Annotated in this window: 10 protein-coding genes; 2 read left to right on the top strand and 8 right to left on the bottom strand. The window is 73.8% G+C overall.

All coding sequences use genetic code 11. The features are described 5' to 3' along the window. Nucleotides 1-316 precede the first annotated feature (316 nt). Entirely contained in the window at nucleotides 317-1,834 is a 1,518-nt protein-coding gene (locus E1166_RS00480) for a non-reducing end alpha-L-arabinofuranosidase family hydrolase (RefSeq protein WP_132334688.1), read from the top strand. 106 nt (nucleotides 1,835-1,940) lie between these two features. Here the strand turns inward: E1166_RS00480 and E1166_RS00475 are convergent, their stop codons facing one another. The 6 genes from E1166_RS00475 to E1166_RS00450 all read right to left on the bottom strand — a co-directional run bounded on the left by E1166_RS00475 (nucleotide 1,941) and on the right by E1166_RS00450 (nucleotide 9,118). Then, on the bottom strand, nucleotides 1,941-2,681 hold the full coding sequence (locus tag E1166_RS00475; RefSeq protein ID WP_243710056.1) for a DUF2470 domain-containing protein: 741 nt from the start codon (nucleotides 2,679-2,681) through the stop codon (nucleotides 1,941-1,943). A 278-nt stretch (nucleotides 2,682-2,959) separates the two neighbouring features. Then, nucleotides 2,960-3,256, bottom strand: coding sequence for a DUF1540 domain-containing protein (locus tag E1166_RS00470; RefSeq protein WP_132334756.1), 297 nt, complete (start codon nucleotides 3,254-3,256; stop codon nucleotides 2,960-2,962). A gap of 312 nt (nucleotides 3,257-3,568) precedes the next feature. Beyond that, a complete protein-coding gene (locus E1166_RS00465) occupies nucleotides 3,569-4,720 on the bottom strand; it encodes an alanine racemase (protein ID WP_132334684.1) in 1,152 nt (383 codons plus the stop codon). Continuing rightward, entirely contained in the window at nucleotides 4,717-6,315 is a 1,599-nt protein-coding gene (locus tag E1166_RS00460) for an IucA/IucC family protein (protein WP_243710045.1), read from the bottom strand. The genes E1166_RS00465 and E1166_RS00460 overlap by 4 nt, the downstream gene beginning before the upstream one ends. After that, a complete protein-coding gene (locus tag E1166_RS00455; protein ID WP_132334682.1) occupies nucleotides 6,312-7,952 on the bottom strand; it encodes an IucA/IucC family protein in 1,641 nt (546 codons plus the stop codon). The genes E1166_RS00460 and E1166_RS00455 overlap by 4 nt, the downstream gene beginning before the upstream one ends. Then, nucleotides 7,949-9,118 carry a siderophore biosynthesis protein gene (locus tag E1166_RS00450; RefSeq protein ID WP_132334680.1) on the bottom strand — a complete coding sequence of 390 codons (1,170 nt, stop codon included), beginning with the start codon at nucleotides 9,116-9,118 and terminating at the stop codon, nucleotides 7,949-7,951. Before E1166_RS00450 ends, E1166_RS00455 begins: the two co-directional genes overlap by 4 nt. A gap of 232 nt (nucleotides 9,119-9,350) precedes the next feature. On the opposite strand from E1166_RS00450, the gene E1166_RS00445 reads away from it, so the two are divergent. Beyond that, the gene (locus E1166_RS00445; protein ID WP_207913852.1) at nucleotides 9,351-10,697 is read left to right on the top strand and encodes a salicylate synthase; all 1,347 of its coding nucleotides are present in this window, start codon (nucleotides 9,351-9,353) and stop codon (nucleotides 10,695-10,697) included. Between the two features lie 48 nt (nucleotides 10,698-10,745). Here E1166_RS00445 and E1166_RS00440 read toward each other — a convergent pair whose 3' ends face one another. Continuing rightward, entirely contained in the window at nucleotides 10,746-16,985 is a 6,240-nt protein-coding gene (locus tag E1166_RS00440) for a non-ribosomal peptide synthetase (protein ID WP_165944193.1), read from the bottom strand. Then, nucleotides 16,982-24,802: a non-ribosomal peptide synthetase gene (locus E1166_RS00435; RefSeq protein WP_243710055.1), complete on the bottom strand. Its 7,821-nt coding sequence runs from the start codon at nucleotides 24,800-24,802 to the stop codon at nucleotides 16,982-16,984. Before E1166_RS00435 ends, E1166_RS00440 begins: the two co-directional genes overlap by 4 nt. Nucleotides 24,803-24,846 lie beyond the last annotated feature (44 nt).

Here is a 24,846-nt window from a genome sequence, read left to right as displayed (position 1 = left end):
TGACGAGGTCGAGCCTGGGCGGGGCTCGGCGGGTTTCGACGCACTTTCCGAAACATTGCCGAAACATCTTGACGCGGCTCGCTGTTGTCGTTCACAGTCCATCGCATGGTGCGGTGAGTCACACCACCCAGTGGCAACTTGTCGCCACGTCCCTACACCCTTCTGCCTCGGGCCACGACGGAGAGAGTGCTCTGTTAGCGCTAACAGCCAGTGATGTCGATGCCTGGGCCGCTGCTCGCACACGGGCGTCGTCGGTGCCCGCACCGACGTGGCGCGCTTCATGTCGGCGGTTCAGATGATCGAAAGGAGAGATGCTATGCCGGTTGGGTCTGCGCGCACCGTGAGGTGGCGTCGGTGGCGGTCGGGGTTGGCCGCCTCGGTTGCCGCGCTCGTCGTCGGCAGCGCGCTCGTCGCGGTTTCCGCGACGTCGGCGTCGGCGGCCACGGTGGACACCAACGCGTGGTACGTGCTGGTGAATCGAAACAGTGGCAAGGCATTGGACGTGTACAACCTGTCCACCAGCGACGGCGCGCGGATCACGCAGTGGTCGCGCAACAACGGGAACCAACAGCAGTGGCAGTTCGTGGACTCCGGCGGTGGTTACTACCGGATCAAGTCCCGTCACTCCGGCAAGGTCCTGGACGTCTCCGGCCGCTCCACCGCCAACGGCGCCGCCATCGTCCAGTGGGCCGATGTGAACGGCACCAACCAGCAGTGGCGACTGGCCGACTCCGACGGCGGCTACGTCCGGTTCATCAGCCGCCACAGCAACAAGGCCATCGACGTCGCCGGTGCCTCCACCGCGGACGGCGCCAACATCCAGCAGTACGACGACTGGAACGGCACCAACCAGCAGTGGCAGCTTGTTCGCGTGGACGGCGGAACGCCCCCCACCACGCCACCGCCGACGACGCCGCCGCCCGGTACGTGCAACCTTCCGTCGTCATACCGCTGGAGCTCGACCGGCCCGCTGGCGCAACCGCGGTCGGGGTGGGTTTCGCTCAAGGACTTCACCCACGCCCCCTACAACGGCCGGCAGCTGGTCTACGCGACGACGCACGACCACGGAACGAGCTGGGGCTCGATGAATTTCGGCCTCTTCACGAACTGGTCCGACATGGCCTCGGCCAGCCAGAACCAGATGCCGTTCTCCGCTGTCGCGCCTTCGCTGTTCTACTTCGCCCCGAAGAACATCTGGGTGCTCGCCTACCAGTGGGGTGGCCCCGCGTTCTCCTACCGGACCTCGACCGACCCCACCAACGTCAATTCATGGTCGCCGCACCAGACGCTCTTCACCGGGAGCATCTCCGGCTCCGACACCGGCCCGATCGACCAGGCGCTCATCGGTGACGACACGAACATGTACCTCTTCTTCGCCGGGGACAACGGCAAGATCTACCGGGCGAGCATGCCCATCGGCAACTTCCCGGGCAGCTTCGGCTCCAACTACACGACGATCATGAGCGACACGAAGAACAACCTGTTCGAGGCGGTTCAGGTCTACAAGCTCCAGGGCCAGAGCCGGTACCTCATGATCGTTGAGGCGATCGGCGCGCAGGGTCGCTACTTCCGCTCGTTCACGGCCACCAGCCTGGGCGGTTCGTGGACGCCACAGGCCGCAACCGAGGGCAATCCCTTCGCCGGCAAGGCCAACAGCGGCGCCACCTGGACCAACGACATCAGCCACGGCGAACTGATCCGTACCAACGCTGATCAGACCATGACCGTTGACCCCTGCAACCTGCAGTTGCTGTACCAGGGGCGCGACCCCCGCTCCGGTGGCGACTACGGCCGCCTGCCCTACCGGCCGGGTCTGCTGACCCTGCAACGCTAGCGGCTCGGTTTCCGACCAGGATCACGTGGGACTGCAACGGCGGGCTCGGTGCAAGACCGAGCCCGCCGCTGCAGTCCCGCCGCATTTGATCCGCCTCATCGGCATTCTACGAATGCTCCACACTCTCCAACGCAAAGCCGCCGGATGCGCCACGTCGGACCGCCTCCGCGAGCAGCGTCCGCACTCCCTCGGCCAGGTCGGCGCTTTTCGTGATCCGACGGGCGAACGGTAGTCGGACGTCGGTGTGCCGGTCCGGTGTCTCCGCGCGCAGCACGATACCGTCGGCGTCGACAGCGACCGGTACGACCCGGGCGGGCATGGTCGTCAACGCCGGAACGAGCAGCGTGGCGACCTGGCCGAGAACATCGCCATGCTGCTGCGTGAGGTGTCGCAGGTGTTCGGCTTCGTCGTCGGCGAGCGGGTCGGGGCGTGCGGTGCGATAGGCGCTGATGCTCACCGTGGTATCGCCGCTGTCGCGACCAAGGCCGACCTCGACCGGTTCGAGCGCCCAGAGCGCGACGGGCGGCAGGTCGAGCAGGGACATGATGCTGTCGCCGTCGCACGAGTCCAGAGCCGCCGGGTCGAGCCGGCGTACCGTGCCCAGCATCCGCACTCTGGCCCGCACCCGGGACCGTACGGCGACCGGGACGAGCTGCGTGACGTCGAGGCGTACCGCGCCCGGCCGACCGCGCGTGGCGACCAGCAGGCCGCCGGTCTGGGTCATCGCGTCAACCGCGAGAACCACCGTGCCGTCGGGCAGGACGGCGTGCGAGTCGATGAGGTCGACGGTGGCGTCGCCGAGCCGGAGCCGCAGCGACGGCGTGGCGGAGAGGACTGAGCGTGCCATCGCGGCGTCGGCATCAGTCAGCGTGGCGTGCGCGCCCGCCACTGACGGCTCCGCTGTCGCGGCGGCGTCAGTGGCGGGCAGGGCCAGTTCCGCTGGTCGCCTGGCTGGATGCAACGCCATGTCAGTCCCCTCGGCCACGAAGTGAAGGTGTGATCGGCCTAGGGCTATGACGTTAGTAGGTAAGGCTTACCTTTGCCAAGGCGGTGTCGTGCAAGCCCTGGCTGGTGCCACCACGTCCGCTAGCCGGCGAACGGGCGGATCGTGCGCTTCGAAGCCCGTCAGGCGGGCTGGTAGGTGAGGCAGTCGCTGGCGGTGGCACCGGGCCCGACGGTGATGGACGTGGCGGTGCAGGCGAGGTTGGTGTTGTGGACACACTCCGAACGCGCGCAGGCACCCACGGCACCGGTGACCTCCGCGATCCCACCCTGAAGCGGAGACTCGACGAATGTCGCGCAGGACGCGGCATCACCCGTCGACGCCACGGTGATGGCCGGAGCGTGGCAGCCGTTGGCGTTGAAACTGCACGCAGTGGCGGCGCATTCACGCACCGGGGGTGTCTGCAGCAGAGTTTTCACGGTGCCTCCATGTTGTTTCGGGATCGCGGGCAGAGGAATGCGTCGGCCCGCGTACTCGTATGTCAGTCCGTAGGTGCCGCGCACGTGGAAGGTGAAACCGCGGACGCGTGCCTTTCGGATCGGACTGTAGCAGCGCAACGCCGCTCACAGAAGGTTGGCCGCCATTCCCACCACGCGTCGGCGATGAATAAAGCTAGCCTTTCTTTTGGTAAGGCAAGGCTGGCTTTATCGGCATCAGGGCGGCCGGCTGCCCCCGATTCAGCGGGGAATACATTACTGCGGCGATTCGGCCCGGAGCCGCCATGTTCAGGGTCACGACCGGGACGGTCGAGCCGCCCAGCCGGCGGCCATCCGATCCGGATCACCGGTACGGAACTCCGGCGGGTCGTGCAGCAGGAAATCGCGATGGCTGATGTTCCAGGCGTACGCGCCGGCCATGGCGAAGAGCAACACGTCGCCCACACCGATCGGTCCCACCGTGCTCGACCGGGACAGGACGTCCTTGGGGGTGCACAGCTGCCCGACCACGGTGACCGGTCCGCCGTCGGTGCAGGGGCCCGGGCCCCCGCCGTATCGCCGCCGGTACACCGTGAACGGCTGCGGATGCCCCTTGGCCGCCGGTGTGCGCAGGTGGTGCGTGCCGCCCGCCACCACCACGAACCATTCGCCGTGCGAGCGCTTCACGTCGATGACCTCGGTCAGGTACGCCCCGCAGTAGGCGGTGACCGACCGGCCCGGCTCGACGCGCAGCCGCAGCCCCGGGTACGCGTCGAGGACGTCCGCCAGCGCCCGGCCGTAGCCCACCCAGTCGAACCGCGCGGCCGGGTCGGCGTAGTCGACGGCCATGCCGCCGCCCACGTCGACCTCCCCGGCGCCGACCTCGGCGACCGACCAGCGGACCACGGCGGCGGCGACCGCGCCGGCGAGCGCGGCGTCCAGCCCGCTGGCCAGGTGGGCGTGTACGCCCCGCACCTCGACGCCGGGGGGTGGGTGGCGGACGCATTCCAGCGCGTCGGTCGGGTCCATGCCGAACGGACTGGGCCGCCCGCCCATGATCAGGCTCGCCCCGGGGGCCTCCACCGGGAGATTCACCCGGAGCAGCACCCGGGCCGGCGTGCCGGCCGCGACGGCCAGTGCGCCGAGGCGTCGCAGCTCGGCCGGCGACTCGACGTGGATGCGGTCCACCCCGGCGGTGAGGGCGGCGGCGAGGTCCTCGTCGGTCTTACCCGGGCCGGCGTACGCGGCCGGGGCCCGTCCGGGCAGGACCTCGGCCATCCGGCGCAGTTCGCCGCGACTGGCGGTCTCGAACCCGTCGACGATGGGGGCGAGGGTCCGCAGCACGTCCGGGTCCGGGTTCGCCTTGACGGCGTACAGCAGTTCGACCTGCCGGGGCAACGCCGCCCGGATGGCGCGGGCATGCGTGGCCAGGCCGTCGAGGTCGTGCACGTAGACCGGTCGGCTCACCGCGGCGCTCCGATCGGGTTCGGCACCGGCACGAACGGCGCGGCGCGGTCGGCGTCGCGTCGCCACCGCACCAGGAGGTTGGCCTTGGCCACCAAGGGTTCGCCGCGCAGCAGCGCGTGCAGTTCCGGAGGGTCGTCGAGGTCGGCGGCGACCGCCGCGAGGACCGCGCCGAGCTCCCGCCACAGCTGGGGCTCGATGCCGGGCCGCGCGTCGGCGAGCGCGCCGCAGATGCCGGCCAGGTGGTTGACGAACAGGCAGTAGATGATCCGGCGGTGGGCGTCCCGGGGCCCGTACGCGGCCTGTGACGGGACGCCCGGTGGCCAGGTGGCCCACCGGCTGGTGTCGAGCTTCGCCCCTTCCAGGTCCCGCAGCAGTAGTCGCACCGGGCGGCGCTCGGAGTCGAGCACCACGACCACGTTCTGCAGGTGCGCCTCGTACACGACGCCATGACGCAGCCAGCTGTGCAGCACCGCCGGGACGAGCAACCCGACGTACGACCGCCACCAGGCCACCGGATCCACCGCCGGCAGGGGTGCGGCGGCGAGCGCCGCCGCGAGCAGCGGCGTCTCTCCGGGGCCCAGGTGCGGGCGCAGGCCGGTGCGCAGGATCGTGCCGTACGCCTCGTCCGCGCCCGGCGCGTCGACCGTGCGGTAGGCGGGCTCGGTGAGCAGTGCGACGCCGGCCGGCATCGGCACCCGGGAGAGCAGATCGGTCAGGGCGACCGCGCCGGTGAGTTCGTACCGGGCGTTCTTGCGCAGGCAGTTGGTGATCCGCACGTGCAGGCTGGTCTTGAGGAACAGATCGGCCTCGGGGGCGTAGAGGGTGCGCACGCTCGCCGTGGGGCGCACCGGGACGCCGGCCGGGCCCAGCCGACGCAGCCGGGGATGCGTGGGCGGGACCAGCGCCAACTGCCAGGGATGCACGGGCAGCACCCGGTGCCCGGCCGGCGGACGCGGGGGATCGAGGGCCGCCACCAGCGGATCGAACGGCCCCGCGCCCGCGACCAGGTCGTCCGGGACCGCGAGCCAGTGCAGCCGGAACGCGCGGCGCAGCTCCGGCGCGTACGCCCGCCAGCTGTCCGCGTCGCCGCTACGCCACTTCGGGGCAGGGTGGTGCGGATGGCCGAGGAGCAACGACTGTTCGGACGCCACGTACGCGTCGATGGCCGGTTCCCCGGTGGGGGTGGGATCCCGCTCCGGCCGTTCGGCCAGCAGCCGGGTCACCGCGTCCCGGCTGGCCCGCACCTGCCCGGCGAACTCGTCGTTCGTCCGGCCGGTGCGGGCGGTGAGTTCCGCGGCGACCAGCTCGGCCAGCCGGGGAGCGTCCAGATCCGTCCACCGGTCGCCGTCGAGCCGCAGCTGCACCGGGCCGGCGTAGCGGTGTGCGCCGACCGGTGAGATCCGCGCGACGGCGCAGCGCAGCGCCACGTCGAGGTGCCGTAGCCGGAGCACCGCCGCACCCCCACCCACGGTCATGTCGCCGTCGGGCAGGGCGATCTCGCGTACCAGGCAGCCGAAGAGAGCGTGCGCGGCGGCCAGGTCGGCGTGCCGGTCGGCGTCGAGGCGTTGCCGAGGTCGCGACAGCGTGTCCGTCAAGGTGTCTCCCGCAGATAGTTCGGGCCGGTACGCCGGTAGTACTTGTTGACGTCGGCGCAGCCGAGCCGCTGCTTCGGCAGCAGGGTGCCGGCGGTGAGCATCGCCTTGACCGGTAGTCGGGCGGCGCGCAGGACCCGCTCGGTGAAGAACCGCGCCGTGGGCCCGTCGCCCCAGCGGTCACGAGCCGCTGCCAACCTCGGTGCCAGCGCGGCGGCCGGCGACGGTAGGCGTACCCCCCGGGCGGTGAGGGCGAGCAGCGGCGCCGCCGCGGCCAGGTGCAGGGTGATGGTGATGAACACGTCGGCCAACTCCTGCGGATCGCGTGCCCACATCCGGTCGTCCCGCAGCGCGACCCCACCGGGTGCGCGATGGCGCGGGTCCAGCCGCGCACCGTCGTTGTCCTTGTAGAGCAGGCCGACCGTCCCGTCCGGATGCACCAGCAGGTGGATGTTCTGCGGGTGGGCCTCGAGGGCCACCCCGTACCGCAGCCATAGGCAGACGTGCCAGTCGAGCAGCAGGTCGAGGTAGGACTCCACCAGCTCCGCGGGGTGCGCGGCGATCCGTTCCAACACGGTGCCCGCCACCGGGTCGGGCGCGGCGAGGGCCGCGACCGGCACCACCTGGACCCCGGCCAGGTCGCGTGGGAAGCGGCGGATCAGGAAGCTGAGCCGGTCGTCGTCGCCGGCGTGCCCGTAGACGCTCTCGTCGGCGTGCCGGATCCGGCCGGCGAAGGCCGGTTCCGCGCTCGCGATCCGGTCGAGCAGCCCGGCGACCGCCGCGCCGTCGGCGAGGGTGTCGGGATGCAGGGCCCGCCGGTTCCGGGCGCCGAGGGTCGCGGTCGGCAGCGGCAGTTTCAGATGGGTGTACGGGTCGTGTGCGAGCGCCACCGTCCGCATGGACAGGGTGGGCCGTACGGTGAACGCCGGCTGGTCGGTGACCGGCAGTCCGTGGCGCTGCGCGGTGAGTGGATGCACCGGCATCAGGAACCGGTCGGTCCGGGGCGCCCGCGGCCACCAGTCGGGAAGGTCACCGGTGAGCCGTACCGCCTCGGCGCGGGCGGCGTACCAGCGCAGGGCGAAGCGGGGCGCGTGCTCGGGGGAGTACCGGCGCAGGTCGTCGTCGTCGAGTCCGTGCCGGCACCGGTCGGTGGGATAGACCGGATGGCCGGCGTACGCGGCGAGCACGTCGTCGAACAGTGCTGCCGGCATGCCGGTGGGGGCGGTCGTGCGTTCGGCCACGACCTCGGCGAGCACCCGCCGCCGGGCCGCCACGGCGAGCCGGCGGGCCAGCAGGTCGTCCTGGCACTCGGTGGTGAAGGCATGCCAACCGGCCTCGGCCTCCGGGTCGTCCTGCGGAGCGAGCACCGCCAGCAGACCATCCACGGTGGTGACGTCGCGGGCGTCTCCGTCGTGGGCGTCTCCGTCGTGGGCGACGACGTGCAGCACGGGTGCGGCGATGCGCAGGGCCTGCTGGAAGCCGTCCGCACGGACCGGGATCCGCAGCAGCCCGGCCCGGTGCGGCACCGCCCACCAGCCGAGGCCGTCGGGCCGGCCGCGGCTGAGCAGACCGAGGTGGTCCTCGCGCAGCAGGGCGTCGAGCACCCGGCCGAACACCTCCCGCTCGCTGTCGTCGATCATCCGACGATTGTCCATCGCAGGCCGCGTCGGAAGGCGGCCAGCGCGGCCCGGACGGTGTCCCGGTCGGGGCCGACGGCGTGCAGCGCCGCGAGGTAGTCGCGGTTGGTGCCGCTCCGGTCGGCGACCCTGCCCACCGCGCGCATCGGCCGGCAGGCCAGTCGGACGCCGTCCTGGACGGTGTCGAGCCGGCCGGGAGCCGCGACGAGCCGGCCGGACCGGTCGGCGCAGACGTACTCGACGCGGGCGTGCCGGGCGACGGTGGACGGGGCGGGCAGGTCGAGAGCGGTCAGCTGCTCACCGAGGTGCAGCCGGATGACGTGCTCGAACAGCGGCACACCGAGCAGGTCGGCGAGGATCAGGTCCATCCGGTCGCCGATCAGGCGGTAGTTCACCTCGATCAGCCGCACCCGGCCGTCCTGCACGACGTACTCGGTGTGGCAGGCGCCGAAGCGCACGCCGAGCGCGTCGAGCCGCGCCCGGAGCGCGAGGTCGTCCCGCTCGGGCGGGGGTGACCAGTCGAGGCTGGTCTCGGTGAACGTCGGTGGCGGGCCGAGGCCGGTGTGCCACCCGCCGAGGACGGCGAGGCCGGCCGCGTCGCCGAGGGTGTCGTAGGTGCGTAGTTCGCCGGCGAGGTACTCCTCGACCACCAGCGCGACCTCGGGCCGGCGGCGGCGGATCTCGGTGATCCGGGCGGCCAGGTCACCGGGGTCGGTCACCAGGTAGGCGTCCTCGCTGGCAACGCCGTCGCGCGGCTTGACCACGGCGGGAAACATCCCGTCCGGCACCGCGGGCGCCGTACCGGGGTTCACGGCGACGGTGCGGACCAGGTCGAGCCCGGCGGCGGCGACGGCCCGGCGGGCCGCGGCCTTGTCCTTGCAGAGCCGGGCGGCGTCGGGGTCCTTGCCCGGCAGGCCGAGCCGGCGGGCGGCGATCGCGGTCACTTCCTGGAGGTGGTCGCTGTTGGACAACAACGCCGCCGGCCGGACCGCCGCCGTGACGACGGCCGAGGCGTCGCGGACGGCGCATCCGGCGACCGGTGTCCCGGCGGGCCACTGCTCCGGCCGGTCGGTCAGCACCGTGACCGGCAGTCCGAGCGAGGCCGCCGCCGGTAGGAATCCTTCCAGGACGGCGTCGGTGGGGTTGAGCGCGGTGAGGTACAGCCGCATCCCGCCTCCGTCGACTGGTTGATCATTCTGGTTGCCCACCCTAGTCGGGCATGCCGGCGCGTCCCGACGGCGCGGTTGCTGCCGGGTGTGCGTCGACTGTAGGGCGCAGTGGCCCACCTGTCGCTACCGACGACTATAAGGGTAGCCTCACCTAAGAAATGCCGTTTGATGTGCGCAGGAGTCGCGGTGCCCGGCGTCGGCAGGGGACCGCCTGTCGGAGGAGGCCACCCGGGTGGAACGTCGTGGATTGTTGGAAGACGACCGGAAGCTCGTCAGTCGTTACTACTCCGGTCGGTTGACCGGCGCCGCCGACCCGCTCCGGCTGGCCACCGAGCTGGCCAGGACGATGCCCGGCCCGTATGTCCTCTACGAGAACAGCGGCACGTGGTCGGTGGCGTCAGGATCGGCGTACGAACTGGTGCTGTACGCCGACGAGCTGCACGTCCGGGACGCCGACGGCTGGTCGACCAGGCCGTCCGGCCCAGAACCGCTGCAGGCCGTGGCGGACGCGCTCGCCCGCTGCCCGGTCGAGGGCGCGCGGGCGTACGGCTGGGCCGGATTCGGCCTCAGCCACCTGCTGCACGGCGATCCCGCGGCGGCCCGTGGACCGTTGCTGCACCTGGTGGTCCCGACCCGCGAGGTGCGGATCTCCACCGACGCCGTCGACGTCCGGGCGGTCGACACCGCGGACCTGCTGCCGCTCACGTCCCAGGTGGCCGCCGCAGCGGCGGTCGTCACCGCCGCCGGCACACCGCTGCCCTCACCGGACCCCGACCACGACGCCGAGTTCTACCGCACCGCGGTGTCCCGTGCCGTCGCGGAGATTCGGGCCCGGCGGTACCAGAAGGTGATCCTGTCCCGTCTCGTACCGGTCCACGGCGACGTCGACCTGTTCGCCACCTACGAGGCGGGACGCCGGGCCAACACCCCGGCCCGGTCGTACCTGCTGGACCTCGGCGGCGTGCGGTGCGCCGGCTTCAGCCCCGAGACGGTCGTCGAGGTGACGGCCACCGGCCGGGTGTCCACCCAGCCGTTGGCCGGTACCCGGGCCCGGCACGGCGACCCGATGCTCGACGGTGCGCTCCGCACCGACCTGCAGGCCGACGCGAAGGAGATATTCGAGCACGCCATCAGCGTGAAACTCGCCTTCGACGAGCTGACCGCCCTCGCCGTGCCGGGCAGCGTGCAGGTCGACGACTTCATGGACGTCAAGGAGCGCGGCAGCGTGCAGCACCTCGCGTCGCGGGTCAGCGCCACCCTGAGCGGCGGACGCAACGCCTGGCACGCGCTCGCCGTCCTGTTCCCGGCGATCACCGCGTCCGGGGTGCCGAAGGCCGCCGCGTGCGAGGCCATCGACCGCCTCGAGAACGCGCCGCGTGGCCTGTACAGCGGGGCCGTGCTCACCGTCGACGCGGACGGCTCGATGGACGCGGCACTGGTGCTGCGGTCGATCTTCCAGCAGGAGGGCCGGACCTGGCTGCGCGCGGGCGCCGGCATCGTCGGACAGTCCACCCCGGAGCGTGAGCTGGAGGAGACCGCCGAGAAGCTGCGCAGCATCAGCCGCTACCTGCACCGCTGATCCGCACCACGGGCCCGGTGACCGCGCACGGTCACCGGGCCCGCCGGCTCAGCCCGCCGCGCGGACGGTGAGCAACTCGGCCAGGGCCGCCGCCGTCGGGCGGGCGAAGAAGTCGACAATGCCCAGATGGGTGCCCGTGGCGTCGCGTACCCGTTCGCGCAGCTGCACCAAGAGCAACGAGTGCCCGCCCAGATCGAAGAAGCTGTCGTCCGCCCCGACCTCCGGCACGTCGAGCAGCTCGGCGAAGAGGCCGCAGAGCAGCGCCTCGGCGGCGGTCTCCGGGCGACGCCCGGGCCGCCGGTCGTCGGCTGCCGGCGCCGGCAGCGCCCGCCGGTCCAGCTTGCCGTGCTCCGTCAGCGGCAGCTCGTCCAGCGCGACGAACGCCGCCGGGATCATGTAGTCGGGCAACATCCGGCCCAGGCGCGCGCGCAGCGCCACCGGGTCGAGCGCGGCGCCGTCGGCCAGGACGCAGTAGGCCACGATCCGCTTGCCGGCGGGCGGATCGTCCCGGACCACGGCCGCGGCCCGGGCCACGGCCGGATCAGCGGCCAGCGCGGCGGTGATCTCGCCCAATTCGATGCGGAACCCGCGGATCTTGACCTGCTCGTCGGCGCGGCCCAGGAAGTCGATCGCGCCGTCCGGCATCCAGCGCACCAGATCACCGGTGCGGTACATCCGGCTCCCGGGCGGTCCGTACGGGTCCGCGACGAACCGCTCGGCAGTGACCCCCGGCTGGTTCAGGTAGCCGCGGGCCAGACCGGCACCGGCCAGGTACAGCTCGCCGACGACGCCGGTGGGCACCGGTCGCAGCGTCCGGTCCAGCACGTACGCCCGGGTGTTGGCGGTGGGCCGCCCGACCAGGGGGCGCTCGCTGTCGGCGACGCGGGCGGCGAGGGCGTCGACCGTGGCCTCCGTCGGGCCGTAGAGGTTGTAGCCCGTGGTGCTCGGCAGGTCCCGTAGCTGCCGCCAGAGCGGCGTGGGCACGGCCTCACCGCCCACGCCCCAGGCGAGCAGCGGCGACCGTCCGTCGCGGATCAGCCCGGCGCCGGCCAGTTGCAGTGCGTGCGACGGGGTGACCTCGATGAAGTCGATGCGGTGCCGGTCGACGAAATCGACGAGCAGCGCCGGGTCGCGCAGCGTGTCCTCGGTGACCAGGTGCAGGGCGTGGCCGTCGAGCAGCCACAGCTGAGGCTGCCAGGACGCGTCGAACGCGAACGACCAGCCGTGTGCGACCCGCAGCGCCCGGCCGCCGGCCGCGGCGACCGTGGGCCGGTACAGCAGTTCCCGGTGGCTGTGGAACAGGTTGGCGATGCTGCGGTGTTCCACCACCACGCCCTTGGGTAACCCGGTCGAGCCGGACGTGTAGATGACGTACGCCGGATGTTCGGGCCGCGGCCGGGGCAGGTCACCGGCGCCCGGGTGGGCCAGCCGCCGCTGCACCCGCGGCGCGTCGAGCAGGAGGACCGGTGCGCCGGCCAGTGGGGCGAGCCGCTCGGTCGTGACGGTGAGCAGCGGACCGGCGTCGGTCAGGACGTGCGCGATGCGCCCCGGCGGGTACGCCGGGTCGATCGGCAGGTACGCCGCCCCGGCCCGCAGCACGGCGAGCAGCGCCACGACGGTGTCGGCGGTGCGGGGCAGCAGCAGCGCCACCACCGTGTCCGGACCGGCGCCGTGCTCGACGAGCAGGCGTGCCAGCTCGGCGCTGCGGGCGTCCAGCTGGGCGAACGTGTACGCGATGTCGCCGCACACCAGCGCCGGGGCGTCCGGTGTGCGGGCCACCTGGTCCTCGAACAGCTCGACGAGGGTGCGCCGCGGTGTGTCGACCACCGGCCCGGCACCCTGCGCGAGCACCCGCTCGTACTCGTCGGCGCTGAGCAGTTCCAGGCTGCCGACGGGGCGTTCCGGTTCCCGGGTGACGGCGTCGAGCAGCCGGACGAGGCCGGTCGCCAGGCTGTGTGCGGTGGTGGCGTCGAACAGGTCGGTGCTGTACTCGACGCCCACCATCATCCCGGCCCGGCCCGGCTCCTCCACGACCTCGAACGCCAGGTCGAACTTGGCGGTCGCGGTGTCCACCTTCTCCTGCACCACCCGGCACTCGCCGAGCCGCAGCCGCAGGTCCGGCCGGACCTGGTGGCTCAGCATCACCTGGAACAGCGGGTGCCGCGCCATCGACCGGGCCGGGTTGAGTACCTCCACGAGGCGCTCGAACGGCACGTCCTGGTGGGCGTACGCGGCCAGGTCGGTCTCTCGGACCCGCGCCAGCAGGGTGCGGAACGTCGGGTCGCCGCTCGTGTCGGTCCGCAGCACCAGCGTGTTGGCGAAGAAGCCGACCACGTCGTCGACGGCGTCGTCGGTGCGTCCCGCGATCGGCGTGCCGACCGGGATGTCGGTGCCGGCGCCCAGCCGGGTCAGCAGGGCCCCGAGCGCCGCGTGCAGCACCATGAAGACGCTGGCGTCGCACCGCCGCGCGAGCGCCCGGACCGCCCGGTGCACCCCGGCCGGGACGGTGACCTCCACACCGGCCCCGCGCAGGCTCGGCACCGCGCGGCGCGGGCGGTCGGTGGGCAGGGTCAGCTCCTCCGGCAGCCCGTCGAGTGCCTTGCGCCAGTACCCGAGCTGGCGGGCGGCCAGCGAGTCCGGGTCGTCGTCGTCGCGGAGCAGCTCCCGCTGCCAGATCGCGTGGTCGGCGTACTGCACCGGTAGGGGGGACCAGCCGGGCTCGTGCCCGCCGGTGCGGGCGGTGTAGGCCGTGGCGAGGTCGCGCAGCAGTGGCAGGGCCGACCACCCGTCCGCCGCGACGTGGTGCACCGTCAGCAGCAGCACGTGTTCGTCCGGGCCCAGTTCGAACAGCTCGGCCGCGAACGGCGGCTCGGCGTCGATCCGGAACGGCCGGCGGGCGGCCGCCGCCAGCAGGCCCGCCAGCTCACCGTCGGTCGCGGCGGTCACCGGCAGCGCCGGCCGGGCCGCGGCGGCGGGCAGGATGACCTGACGGGGGGCACCCGCCTCGTCCGCCAGCACCGTGCGCAGTGCCTCGTGTCGGTCGGCCAGGTCACCGAGCGCCGCGCGCAGCGCCGCGACGTCCAGGTCGCCGGTGATGCGCGCGGCGAAGGCCATGGTGTACGCGGGGTTGGGGCCGTCGAGCCGGTACAGGAACCACATCCGGGCCTGGGCGTACGACAGCGGCAACAGGTCGGGTCGGACCCCGGCCCGCAGCACCGGCCGGGTGTCCCGCGCGTCGAGCCGGGTCGCCAGCGCGGCCACCGTGGGCTCGTCGAACACGGTACGCAGCGCCAGCTCCGCCCCGAACACCGTGCGGACGCGGCTGGCCAGGCGGGTGGCGAGCAGTGAGTGGCCGCCCAGTGCGAAGAAGTCGTCGTCGATGCCGACCGTCTCCACCCCGAGCACCTCGGCGAACAACTCGCAGAGCAGCTCCTCGGCGGGAGTCCGCGGCCGGCGTGACGCGTCGGCCGGCTGCCGCGTCGGCGCGGGAAGCGCGGCCCGGTCCAGTTTGCCGCTCGGCGTCGCGGGCAGGGCGTCGAGCACCACGACGGTGGCCGGTACGAGGTGTGCGGGCAGTGTCGTGGCCAGGTCCTGCCGTACGCCGGCCGGGTCGAGTGCCTCGCCGACGACGTAACCGACCAGCCCGAGCTCCGGTCGGGCGACGACCGCCGCCGCGCGGACGCCGGGCAGCCCCAGCAGGGCCGCCTCGACCTCGCCCGGCTCCACCCGGAACCCGCGGATCTTGACCTGGGTGTCGGTGCGGCCGAGATACTCGACGACGCCGTCGGCGGTGCGGCGAACCAGGTCACCGGTGCGGTACATGCGCGTGCCGGGTGGGCCGAACGGGTCGGCGACGAAGCGTTCCGCGGTCAGCGCCGGGCGGCCGAGGTACCCGTCGGCGAGCTGCCGGCCCGCCAGGTACAGCTCGCCGGGCGTCCCGGCGGGGACCGGCCGCAGCGCCGCGTCGAGCACGTACAGGGCGGTGTTCCACACCGGCCGGCCGATCGGCACGGCGGCGGCACCGGGCGGGCACGGCCACGCGGTGACGTCCACGGCGGCCTCGGTGGGCCCGTACAGGTTGTGCAGCTCGACGCCGCCGCCGTACCGCTCGTGGAAGGCCTCGGCGAGGTCGACGCTCAGGGCCTCGCCGCTGCACAGCACCCGGGTCAGGCCGGTACACGCTGCCGCCTGCGGCTCGGCCAGGAAGGCCCGCAGCATCGACGGCACGAAGTGCACGGTGGTGACCCGTTCCCGCTGAACGAGGCCGGCCAGGTAGCGCGGGTCGCGATGGCCTCCGGGCCGGGCCACGACCAGCGTGGCGCCGACGATCAGCGGCCAGAAGAACTCCCACACCGAGACGTCGAAGCTCGACGGGGTCTTCTGCAGCACCCGGTCGTGCGGGGTGAGCCCGTACTCGCCCTGCGTCCAGAGCAGCCGGTTGACGATTGCCCGGTGGGACACGACCACGCCCTTCGGGCGGCCGGTGGAGCCGGAGGTGTAGATGACGTACGCCGGGTCCGACGGCTGTACGCCCGGGCCGCCGGGCGCGGCCTCCGGCAGGACGGCGCTGTCGAGCGCCAGCACCGCGGTCGCGTCGACCGGCAGGGCGGCGCGGGTCGCGGTGTCGGTGAGCAGCGCGGCGGGCCTGGCGTCGGCGACCATGAGGGCGAGCCGGTCGGCGGGGTAGTCGGGATCGAGCGGCAGGTACGCGGCGCCGGCGCGCAGCACCGCGACCAGCGCCACGACCAGGTCGGCCGAGCGGGGCAGGGCCACCCCGACCACACCGCCGGGACCGACGCCGTGCGCGGCCAGCAGGGCGGCCACCCGCCCGGCGCGGTCGTGCAGCTGGGCGTAGGTGAGCCGGACGCCGTCGGCGACCACCGCGGTGGCGTCCGGCGTGCGGGCGGCCTGTTCGGCGAGCAGCGTGGTCACCGTCGTGTCCGGTACGGCGGCGGCGGTGCCGACCAGCGGCTCCACCTCTGCGACGTCGAGCACCTCGACGCGGCCCAGCGGCACGGTGGGCGCGGTCGCGAACGCGGTCAGTGCCCGGATGAGGCGCTCGGCCACCCGTCGCGCCTGCGGCTCGGTGACGGCGTCGGGGCGGTGTCCCACCTCCAGCCGGAGCCGCTCGCCGGGCAGGACCGTGACGGCGAGCGGATAGTGCACGCCCTCCTCGCCGGAGAACCCGGCCAGCCGCAGGCCGGGGGCGAGGTCGGCGAGACGGTCCGGGTCGAAGGGGTAGTTCTCCACCGTGACCAGGGTGTCGAACAGCTCGCGCCCGCCGGCGACGCGCTGGATGTCGGCCAGCCCCAGGTGCTGGTGCGCCACCAGCTCCGACTGCTGGTCCTGCAGGCGGCGCAGGGCGGTGGCGTACGGCTCGGCCGGCGGCAGACCGACCCGCACCGGGACGGTGTTGACGAACGCGCCGATCATCGACTCGGCGCCGGGCAGGTCGGCCGGGCGGCCGGACACCACGGTGCCGAACACCACGTCGTCGCGGCCGAGGGTCCGGCCGAGGGTGAGGGCCCACGCCCCCTGGACGACCGTGCCGAGGGTCAGGCCGTGCGCCCTCGCGGTCGCGGTCAGTTGCGTGGTGGTGGCGGCGTCGAGGTGTACGACGACACGCTGCGGGTGCTCCCGCACGCCGCTGTCGGCGCCCGGCGACACGAGCGTCGGGGCGTCGAGTCCGGACAGTGCTTCCCGCCACGCCGTCTCGGCGGCGGCGCGGTCCTGCCCGGCGAGCCACTCGAGGTAGCGTCGCGGTGCCGCTGCCGCCGGTGGCGGGTCGCCGGCGTACCGGGCGAACAGCTCCCGTACCAGCAGGGGCTGTGACCATCCGTCGAGGACGATGTGGTGGGCGGCGAGGACGAACCGGTGCAGGTCGTCGGCGAGCCGGATCAGCGCGAACCGCACCAGCGGCGGGCGACCCAGGTCGAACCGCCGCCGGCGGTCCTGCTCGGCGAGCCGTCGCTCGGCGGCGTCCCGTTCACCACTGGGCAGCGCGCCGAGGTCGGCGTACTCCCACGGCACGGGGACGTGCCGGGCCACCAGCGCGGCGGCCCGTCCCTGTCGGTTACGGCGGAACGCGCTGCGCAGCGCGGGGTGGGCGTCGAGCAACCCCTGTGCGGCGGCGCGCAGCCGGTCGGCGTCCACCGGGCCGCGCAGGGTGAGCACGAGCCGTCCCGCGTACACGTCCGGGCCTTCGGCGTCCAGCTCGGCGCGGAAGAGCAGACCCTCCTGCAGCGGGGTCGGCGGGAGAATGTCGTCGAGCGCGGGACGGCCGGTCACGAGAGGCTCCAATCGGTGACGAAGTCGTCGATCTCGTCCTGGCTGATCGCCATCAGGGAGACATCGGAGGGGGTGAGACCACCGGCGGCCGGGTCTGCGGCGTGTGTGGCGAGAGCGGTCAGGTAGGCGGCCCAGTGGTCGGCGAGGGTGTGCACGTCGGCCGGGTCGAGGGCGGCACCGGCCCAGGACCAGGTGGCGTGCAGTGCCGCGCCACCGGGGCCTGGCCGGATCCAGGCGTCGATCTCCAACTGGTGGGCGAGCGGCAGCGCCGGGTCGACGTGGTGGAACAGCCCGTCGTCCGTCGGCTCCCAGAAAGCGTCGCCACCGCCGACGAGGCGACCCAGATAGTTGACGCAGACAGCCGGTACGGGCAGCCGCGCCAACCGCGGGGCCGCCTGCGGGTTCAGGTGCCGCAGGGCCCCGTAGCCGAGGCCACCGTCGGGTACGGCGCGTACCTGTTCCTTGACGGCCTTGAGGACACGACCGATCTCCACGCCGCCGGCCCGGGCCGCGGCGAGATCGACCGGCCCCGGGTCGAGGCGGACGGGGTACAGGGCGGTGAACCAACCGACGGTGCCGGCCAGGTCGGTGCCCGGGGCGATCGCTACCTCCCGGCCGTGGCCCTCCAACGCCACGGTGAGGGCCGTGTCGGATCCGCTGCCGTGGCGGGACTCGGCGACGGCGAGCGCCAGGGCGGTCAGCAGGGCGTCGGCCGGGTCGGCCCGGAACGCGGTGGGTAGCCGCGTCAGCAGCGCTTGCGTGACGTCCGCGGTAAGGGTGACGACCCGGCGCTGCTGCGTGCCGGTGATGTCCCGGGCCGGGTCGAGCTGGCCTTGACCGAATGGTCCCGGCGCGGCCAGGGCGCTCGTCCACTGTGCCGCCTGTTCGCGGGTGGCCGGCCGATCGGCGTACTCGCGCAGCCGCGCGGACCAGGCCCGCAGCGAGGTGCCCGCCGGCGACAGCGCGGTACCACGCCATGCGGCGGCCAGATCGGCGCAGAGGATCCGCCACGACACCCCGTCCACCACGAGGTGGTGCGCCACCAGCACCAGCTGCTCGCGCGCGGGCAGCCAGACCGCCTGCAGCAGCACGCCGTCCGCCGGTCGCAGTCGTTGCGCGGCGGCCCGTGCCTCGTCGGCCGGGGCGCCGTCGCCGACGCGCAGCAGGTCACCGGCGCGCACCGCGCCGGGAGGCGCGGCCACCAGATCCCAGCGACCTTTCGCCGTGGTCACGAGCCTGGCGCGCAGTGCCGGGTGCCGGTCGAGGACCTGCTGGAGCAGACCGGTCAGCTGGTCGACGGTCAGCCCGGCCGGGGCGCGTAGCGCCATGCCCTGGCTGTAGCTGTCGGCCGCCGCGGGCTGGCCGGCTGCGGCCAGTTCGCGCAGCCACCCGACGATGGGCGTCTCGGCGATGGCGCCGACGCCGTCGTCCGCCGGTGGGGTGGTCGGGCCGGGGACCGCCCGGGCGACGGTGGCGAGGGCGGCCGGTGTCTGGTGGCGGAAGACGTCGCGCGGCTCGATCGTCCACCCGGCCGCCCGGGCCCGGCTGACCAGCTGCAGGGCGACGATGCTGTCCCCACCCAGTTCGAAGAAGTTCGCGTCGGCGGCGACCCGGTCGTGGTCGAGCAGCGCCGCGAACAGGTCGCAGAACAGGGTCTCGCCGGCGTCGACGGGGGGCCGTCCGCTGTCCGCGGCGGGCACCTGCGGCACCGGGAGGGCCGCGCGGTCGAGCTTGCGGTTCGTGGTCTCCGGCAGCCGGTCGAGGGCCATCCACAGCGACGGCACCATGTGGTCGGGCAGCGCCGCGGCGGCGTGCGCCCGCCAGCCGTCCGGGTCGGCCGGGTGGCCGGGTGCGGGCACCACGTAGGCGACGAGCCGGCGGGAGCCCGGCAGGTCGTCGCGGGCGACGACGGCGACGTCGGCGACGCCCGGGTGTCGGCTGAGGACGGCCTCGATTTCGCGGGGTTCGATCCGGAACCCGCGGATCTTCACCTGGTCGTCGGCGCGGCCGAGGCACTCCAGGTCGCCGTCGACCCAGCGGGCCAGGTCGCCGGTGCGGTACATGCGGGTGCCGGGTGGCCCGAACGGGTCGGCGACGAACCGCTCGGCGGTGAGCGCCGGGCGCCGCAGGTAACCGCGCGCCAGGCCGGCGCCGGCCAGGTACAGCTCGCCGGTGACACCGGGTGGTACCGGTCGCAGCCGGGCGTCGAGCACGTACGCGGTCATGCCGGCGATGGGCCGGCCGATACGCGGGGCACCCTCGCCGGTGACCGGGGCGACGACGGCGTCGACGGTGCACTCGGTCGGCCCGTAGAAGTTCCACGCGTGCAGGCCGGGCCGCGCACCGAGGTCGCGCCACAGCGCGTCGGGCATGGCGTCGGCGCCCGGTCCGAGCAGTGCCGGCCGGTGGCGGCCCGGGGCGAACAGGCCGTGCTGGATGAGCTGCTGCAGGTGGGTCGGGGTCAGGTCGAGGTAGTCGATGCGCTCGTCGGCCACGTACGCGGTGACGGCTGCCGGGTCGGGGTAGCTCGCCTCGTCGAGGACGTGCAGTTCGTGACCGCCCACCATGAGGACCACCGGGTCGAGGGCGGCGTCGAACGCGAACGACGCCACGTGGCCGACCCGGATCCGTCGCCCGCCGACCGCGGCCACCTCGGGCGGAAAGAGCGCCGAGGTGTGGGCGGCGAACAGGTTCGCCAGGCTGGCGTGGCTGACCACCACACCCTTCGGGATGCCGGTGGAGCCGGAGGTGTAGATCACGTACGCCGCGCTGTCGGGGGCCGGCGGGCGCGGATCGCACGCCGTCGCGGGCGGCGGGTCGTCGTCGAGGTACACCATCGGCAGGCCCGGCGGGTGCGGCAGGGTCGCCGCGAGGGTCCGGGTGGTGAGCAGGCAGACCGGCTGGGCGTCGGCGAGCATCGCCGCCAGACGGTCCTGCGGGTACGCGGGGTCCAGCGGCAGGAAGGCGGCACCGGCGCGCAGCGTGCCCAGCATCGCGGGCACCACGTCGCGGCGCGCCAGCGCAAGTGCCACCACTCGGTCGGGTCCGGCGTCGTGTGCCGTGACCAACCGCGCGATCCGGTCCACCTCCGTGGCCAGGTCGGCGTAGGTCAGCCGCGACAGCTCGCCGGAGGCGGCGCGTACGACCAGGGCGACGGCGTCCGGGGTACGGGTGACCTGCCGGGCGAACGCGTCCGGCAGCGGCGGCGCGGCGGGGGCCGGCACGGGCGGCGCCACCAGCGCCGAGCGTTCGGCGGCGAACAGCAGCTCGTGGTCGTCGATCGGCCGGTCCGGTGCGGCGACGGCGGCGGTGAGCAGCTGCACCAGCCGCGCCGTCAGGGCCTCCACGGTGCCGGGGTCGAACAGGTCGGCGCTGTACTCGGCGAACCCGCCGACCGTTCCCGGTGCCTCGGGGTCGAAGTCCTCGATGAAGGTGAGGCTCAGGTCGAAGGTGGCGGTCTGCGTGGCGACGACGTACGGGCGGCTGACCAGCCCCGCAACGGGCAGCCGCGAAGCGGTGCCGCTCTGGTGCACCACCATCACCTGGAACAGCGGGTGTCGGGCGGTGGACCGCGGCGGGTTGAGAATCTCGACGAGCCGCTCGAAGGGCAGGTCCTGGTGGTCGTAGGCGTCCAGGTTGCTTCGCCGGATGCGGTGCAGCAGCTGGGTGAGGGTCGGTGAGCCGGACGTGTCGGTGCGCAGCACCAGTGTGTTGACGAAGAAGCCGACCAGGTCGTCGAGGGGTGCGACGCCGCGACCGGCGACGGGTGTGCCGAGCGGGATGTCGTCACCGGCGCCGAGCCGGGTGAGCAGTGCCGCCACGGCGGCCTGGTACACCATGAACGGGGTGACCCCGAGCCGGGCGGCCAGCTCACGGACGGCCTGCGCCTGCCCGGCGTCGATGGTGAACCGGGTGAGCCCGCCGGCGTACGACGACTCGGCCGGCCGGGGCCGGTCGGTGGGCAGGCGCAGTTCGGCCGGCGCGCCGTCCAGGGTCTGCCGCCAGTAGGCCGCCTGCCGGGCGGCGCGGCTGCCGGTGTCGTCGGTGTGCCCGAGGGCCTTGCGCTGCCAGACGGCGTAGTCGGCGTACTGCACGGGTAGCGGGGTCCACGTGGGCGCCGCGCCGGCGCGCCGGGCCGTGTAGGCCGAGGCGAGGTCGCGGACCAGCACGGGCAGCGACCGCCCGTCGCCGGCGATGTGGTGCAGCAGTAGCAGCAGGACGTGCCGGTCGGGTGCGAGTCGGAACAGCGTGACGCGCAGCGGGGTTTCCCGAGCGAGGTCGAACACCTGCGCGGCGGCTGACGAGACCTCGGCGTCGAGCGTCGCCGGGGTGACGTCTCGGACGGCCAGGCGTCCTCCGGCCGGTAGGACGACCTGCTGGGGTGTCCCGTCGCGCTCGGGGAAGACGGTGCGCAGGATCTCGTGCCGCGCGACGACGTCCCGCAGTGCGGCATCGAGCAGGCCGGCGTCCAGCGGTCCGTCCAGGGCCAGCCCGAGCGGGATGTGGTACGCCGCGCCGGCGTCCTCGAGGCGGTGCAGGACCCACAGCCGAAGCTGTGCGAACGACAGCGGGGCCGGGCCGTCGTCGCCGCGCGGCGCCAGCGGCGGCAGGTCCTCGGCGGGTGCCGCGGCCGGGGCCAGCGTGCGGGCCAGCGCGGCGGGCGAGGGGCCGTCGAACAGCGACCGCAGGAGGGGACGCACGCCCAGTTCGGCCTGCACCCGGGTGATCAGCCGGGCGGCCAGCATCGAGTGGCCGCCGAGGGCGAAGAAGTCGTCGTCGGGCCCCACGGCGGGCACGTCGAGGACGTCCGCGTACAGCGCGCACAGCCGCGCCTCCAACGCCGAGGCGGGCGCCCGTCCGGTCGCGGCGGAGTAGACCGGCGCGGGCAGGGCCCGGCGGTCGAGCTTGCCGTTGCTGGTCAACGGCAGCCGGTCCAGCACGACGACCGCGGCCGGAACGAGATGCGCGGGCAGCGCGCGGGCCAGGCCGTCGCGCAGCTGTTGGGGTGACGGGTCCGTCCCGGTGACGTAGGCGACCAGCCGCACGTCGCCGGGCGTGTCCTCGCGGGGCACGACGGCGGCCTGCGCGACGGTGGGATGGGCGCGCAGCAGCTGCTCCACCTCGCCCGGTTCCACCCGGAAGCCGCGGATCTTGACCTGATGGTCGACCCTGCCGAGGTACTCCAGCACGCCGTGCGCGCTCCAGCGGGCCAGGTCGCCGGTGCGGTACATCCGGCTGCCCGGCGGACCGTACGGGTCGGCGACGAAGCGGGTGGCGGTGAGAGCCGGCCGGTCGTGGTATCCGCGGGCGAGGCCGTCGCCGGCCACGTACAGTTCACCGGCGGCGCCGGGCGGGACCGGGTGCAGCCGTTCGTCGAGCAGCCGGACGGCGGTGTTGTGCACCGGCCCCCCGATCGGCACCACCGGCCCGGAGTGCTCCGGCGTACACGCCCACAGGGTGGCGTCCACCGTGGTCTCGGTGGGCCCGTACGAGTTGAACATGCGGCAGGTCGCCGCCCAGCGCCGCATCAGTTCGGGCGGGCACGCCTCGCCGGCCACGATCAGGGTGACGCCGGCCGGGAGCGCGTGCTCGTCCGGCAGGGAGGCGAGCACCCCCGGTGGCAGCGTCAGGTGGGTGATGCCGTGGCGGGCGCAGAAGTCCGCCAGCGGGGGGCCGAGGCGCTGCTCCGCCGGCACGACCACCAGCGTGGCGCCGGTGAGGAGGCCCATCGTCCATTCCCACACCGACGTGTCGAAGCTCATCGACGCGAACTGCAGCACCCGGTGCCCGGGTCCGACGCCCAGCTCGTCGACCATCGTCGAGACGAGGCTGGGGATGCCCTCGTGGGTGACCACGACACCCTTGGGGCGGCCGGTCGATCCGGAGGTGTAGATGACGTAGGCGGCCTGCTCCGGCCCGGCTGGGCACGGCTTGGGGACGCACCCGGCGGTGGTGTCCTGGTCGATGAGGAACGCCGGCGGCGCGGCGGCCGGCAGCGCCGGCACGGTCGCGGTGTCACTCACCAGCAGGATGGGTCGGGCGTCGTCCAGCATCAGCGCGATCCGCTCCGGTGGGTACTCCGGGTCGATCGGCAGGTACGCCGCGCCGGCCTTCAGCACGGCCAGCGCGCAGACGAGAAACTCACCGCAGCGGGGGAGCGCGACGGCGACCACGGTCTCGGGTCCGGCGCCGCGCGCGGCGAGTGCGCCGGCGAGGACGTCCGAACGCTCGTCCAACTCGGCGTAGCTCAGGGTCCGCGTTCCACCGTCCTCCCAACGCAGTGCCTCCGCGTCGGGTGTGTGTCGGGCCCGCGCGCGGAACAACTCGGCGATGGTGGCCCGGTCCACCGGCCGGGCGCGGCTGCCCCAGCCGGTGAGCACGAGTTCCCGCTCGCCGGGAGCGAGCAGGTCCAGGTCGCCGAGCGGGGCGTCGACGTCGGCCAGGGCGGCGTCGAGCAGCCGCGCGTAGCGGCCGACGAGGCCGTCGACGGTGCCGGCGTCGTACCGGTCGGCGCGGTAGGTGACGTCCAGACCCAGCGTGCCGTCGGGTTCCAGCACCGCGGCGACGGCCAGGTCGAACGCCGCGGCCCCGTTGTCGACGCGCCGTTCCGTCACGGTGACGCCCGGCAGGTCGAGGGCCGCCCAGACGTCGCTGCGTACCGAGAACAGGATGTCGAACCAGACGTGGTTCCCGGCGCTGCGATCCGGGCGCAGCTCCTGCACGATGGTGTCGAACGGCACCCGCTGGTGGGCGTACGCGGCGAGGCACTGCTCACGGACGTGCTGCAGGAAGGCGCGGAACGTCGTCGCCGGGGTCGCCCGCGTATGCAGGGCGAGTGTGTTGCCGAAGTTGCCGATGAGGCGGTCGGCGCCCGGGTCGGTGCGGGTCACGACGGGGGACCCGACGATGAGGTCCGGCACGCCGCCGACGCGGTGCAGGAGACCGGTGAACCCGGCGAGCAGTGCCATGAACGGGGTGACGCCCTCGGCGCGGCAGACGGCGTGCAGTCGTTCGCGCAGCGCCGCCGGCAGCCGCCGGGTGAGCCGGCCGCCCGTCGCGGTCCCGTCGGTGGTGCGCAGCCGGTCGGTGGGCAGCGGTACCGGGGCCGGTGGGTCGGCCAGTCGGGCGCGCCAGTGGTCCAGGTCCGTGGCGGTCCACGGCGGCGTGCGGTGTTCCGCGGCGGCCAGGTCGGCGTACTGCGCCGGCAGGTGGGGCAGGTCCCGCCCGGTGTACCCGGCACCGAGGTCGTGCAGGAGCACCTGCCAGCTCGCGTCGTCCCAGGCGATGTGATGCGCGACCAGCAGCAGGACGTGCTCGTCCGCGGCGAGCCGGAGGATCTCCAGCCGGATCGGCAGCTCGGTCGTCAGGTCGAACGGGCGTTCGGCGAGCCGCGCGGCGGCCCGGTCGACGGCGGGTTCGCGCTTCTCGGGCGCCAGCGAGGTCAGGTCGGTGGTGGTCAGCTCCAGCCCGTCGACCGGTACGACCACCTGGTGCGGTTCGCCGTCCTCGCCGACCCGGTAGACCGAGTGCAGCACGTCGTGGCGCTGCACGACGTCGCGCAGCGCCCGGGCGAGGTCCGGCGCCGACAGCGCACCGCACAGTCGCGCGCCGACGCAGACGTGGTACGCGGTGTCCTCCGGCCGGAGCTGGTGCAGCAGCCACATCCGGCGCTGCGCCGCGGACAGGGGAGCCGGTCCGGTGACGCGGGGGACGGTCGACGGTATCTCCGGCCGACGGGCGATGCCCCGCTCCGCGAGTCTGCGGCGGACGAGTTCTCTCCGCCGGGCCGCCAGGTCGGCGTTGCCGTCGCCGTCCATGTTGGGCACGTTCCTGTCACCTCCGATTGCGCCGGGTCAACCGG

The sequence above is a fragment of the Micromonospora sp. KC213 genome, assembly GCF_004348325.1.
In the GTDB taxonomy this organism is placed as follows: Bacteria; Actinomycetota; Actinomycetes; order Mycobacteriales; family Micromonosporaceae; genus Micromonospora.
The sequence above is the reverse complement of the archived record's forward strand: the minus strand, read 5'-3'. Positions and strand labels throughout refer to the sequence as shown.

Coding starts and splice junctions, on each gene's coding strand:
- E1166_RS00480 (WP_132334688.1), top strand. CDS start 317: ATGCCGGTTGGGTCTGCGCGCACCGTGAGGTGGCGTCGGTGGCGGTCG.
- E1166_RS00475 (WP_243710056.1), bottom strand. CDS start 2,681: ATGGCACGCTCAGTCCTCTCCGCCACGCCGTCGCTGCGGCTCCGGCTC.
- E1166_RS00455 (WP_132334682.1), bottom strand. CDS start 7,952: ATGATCGACGACAGCGAGCGGGAGGTGTTCGGCCGGGTGCTCGACGCC.
- E1166_RS00450 (WP_132334680.1), bottom strand. CDS start 9,118: ATGCGGCTGTACCTCACCGCGCTCAACCCCACCGACGCCGTCCTGGAA.
- E1166_RS00435 (WP_243710055.1), bottom strand. CDS start 24,802: ATGGACGGCGACGGCAACGCCGACCTGGCGGCCCGGCGGAGAGAACTC.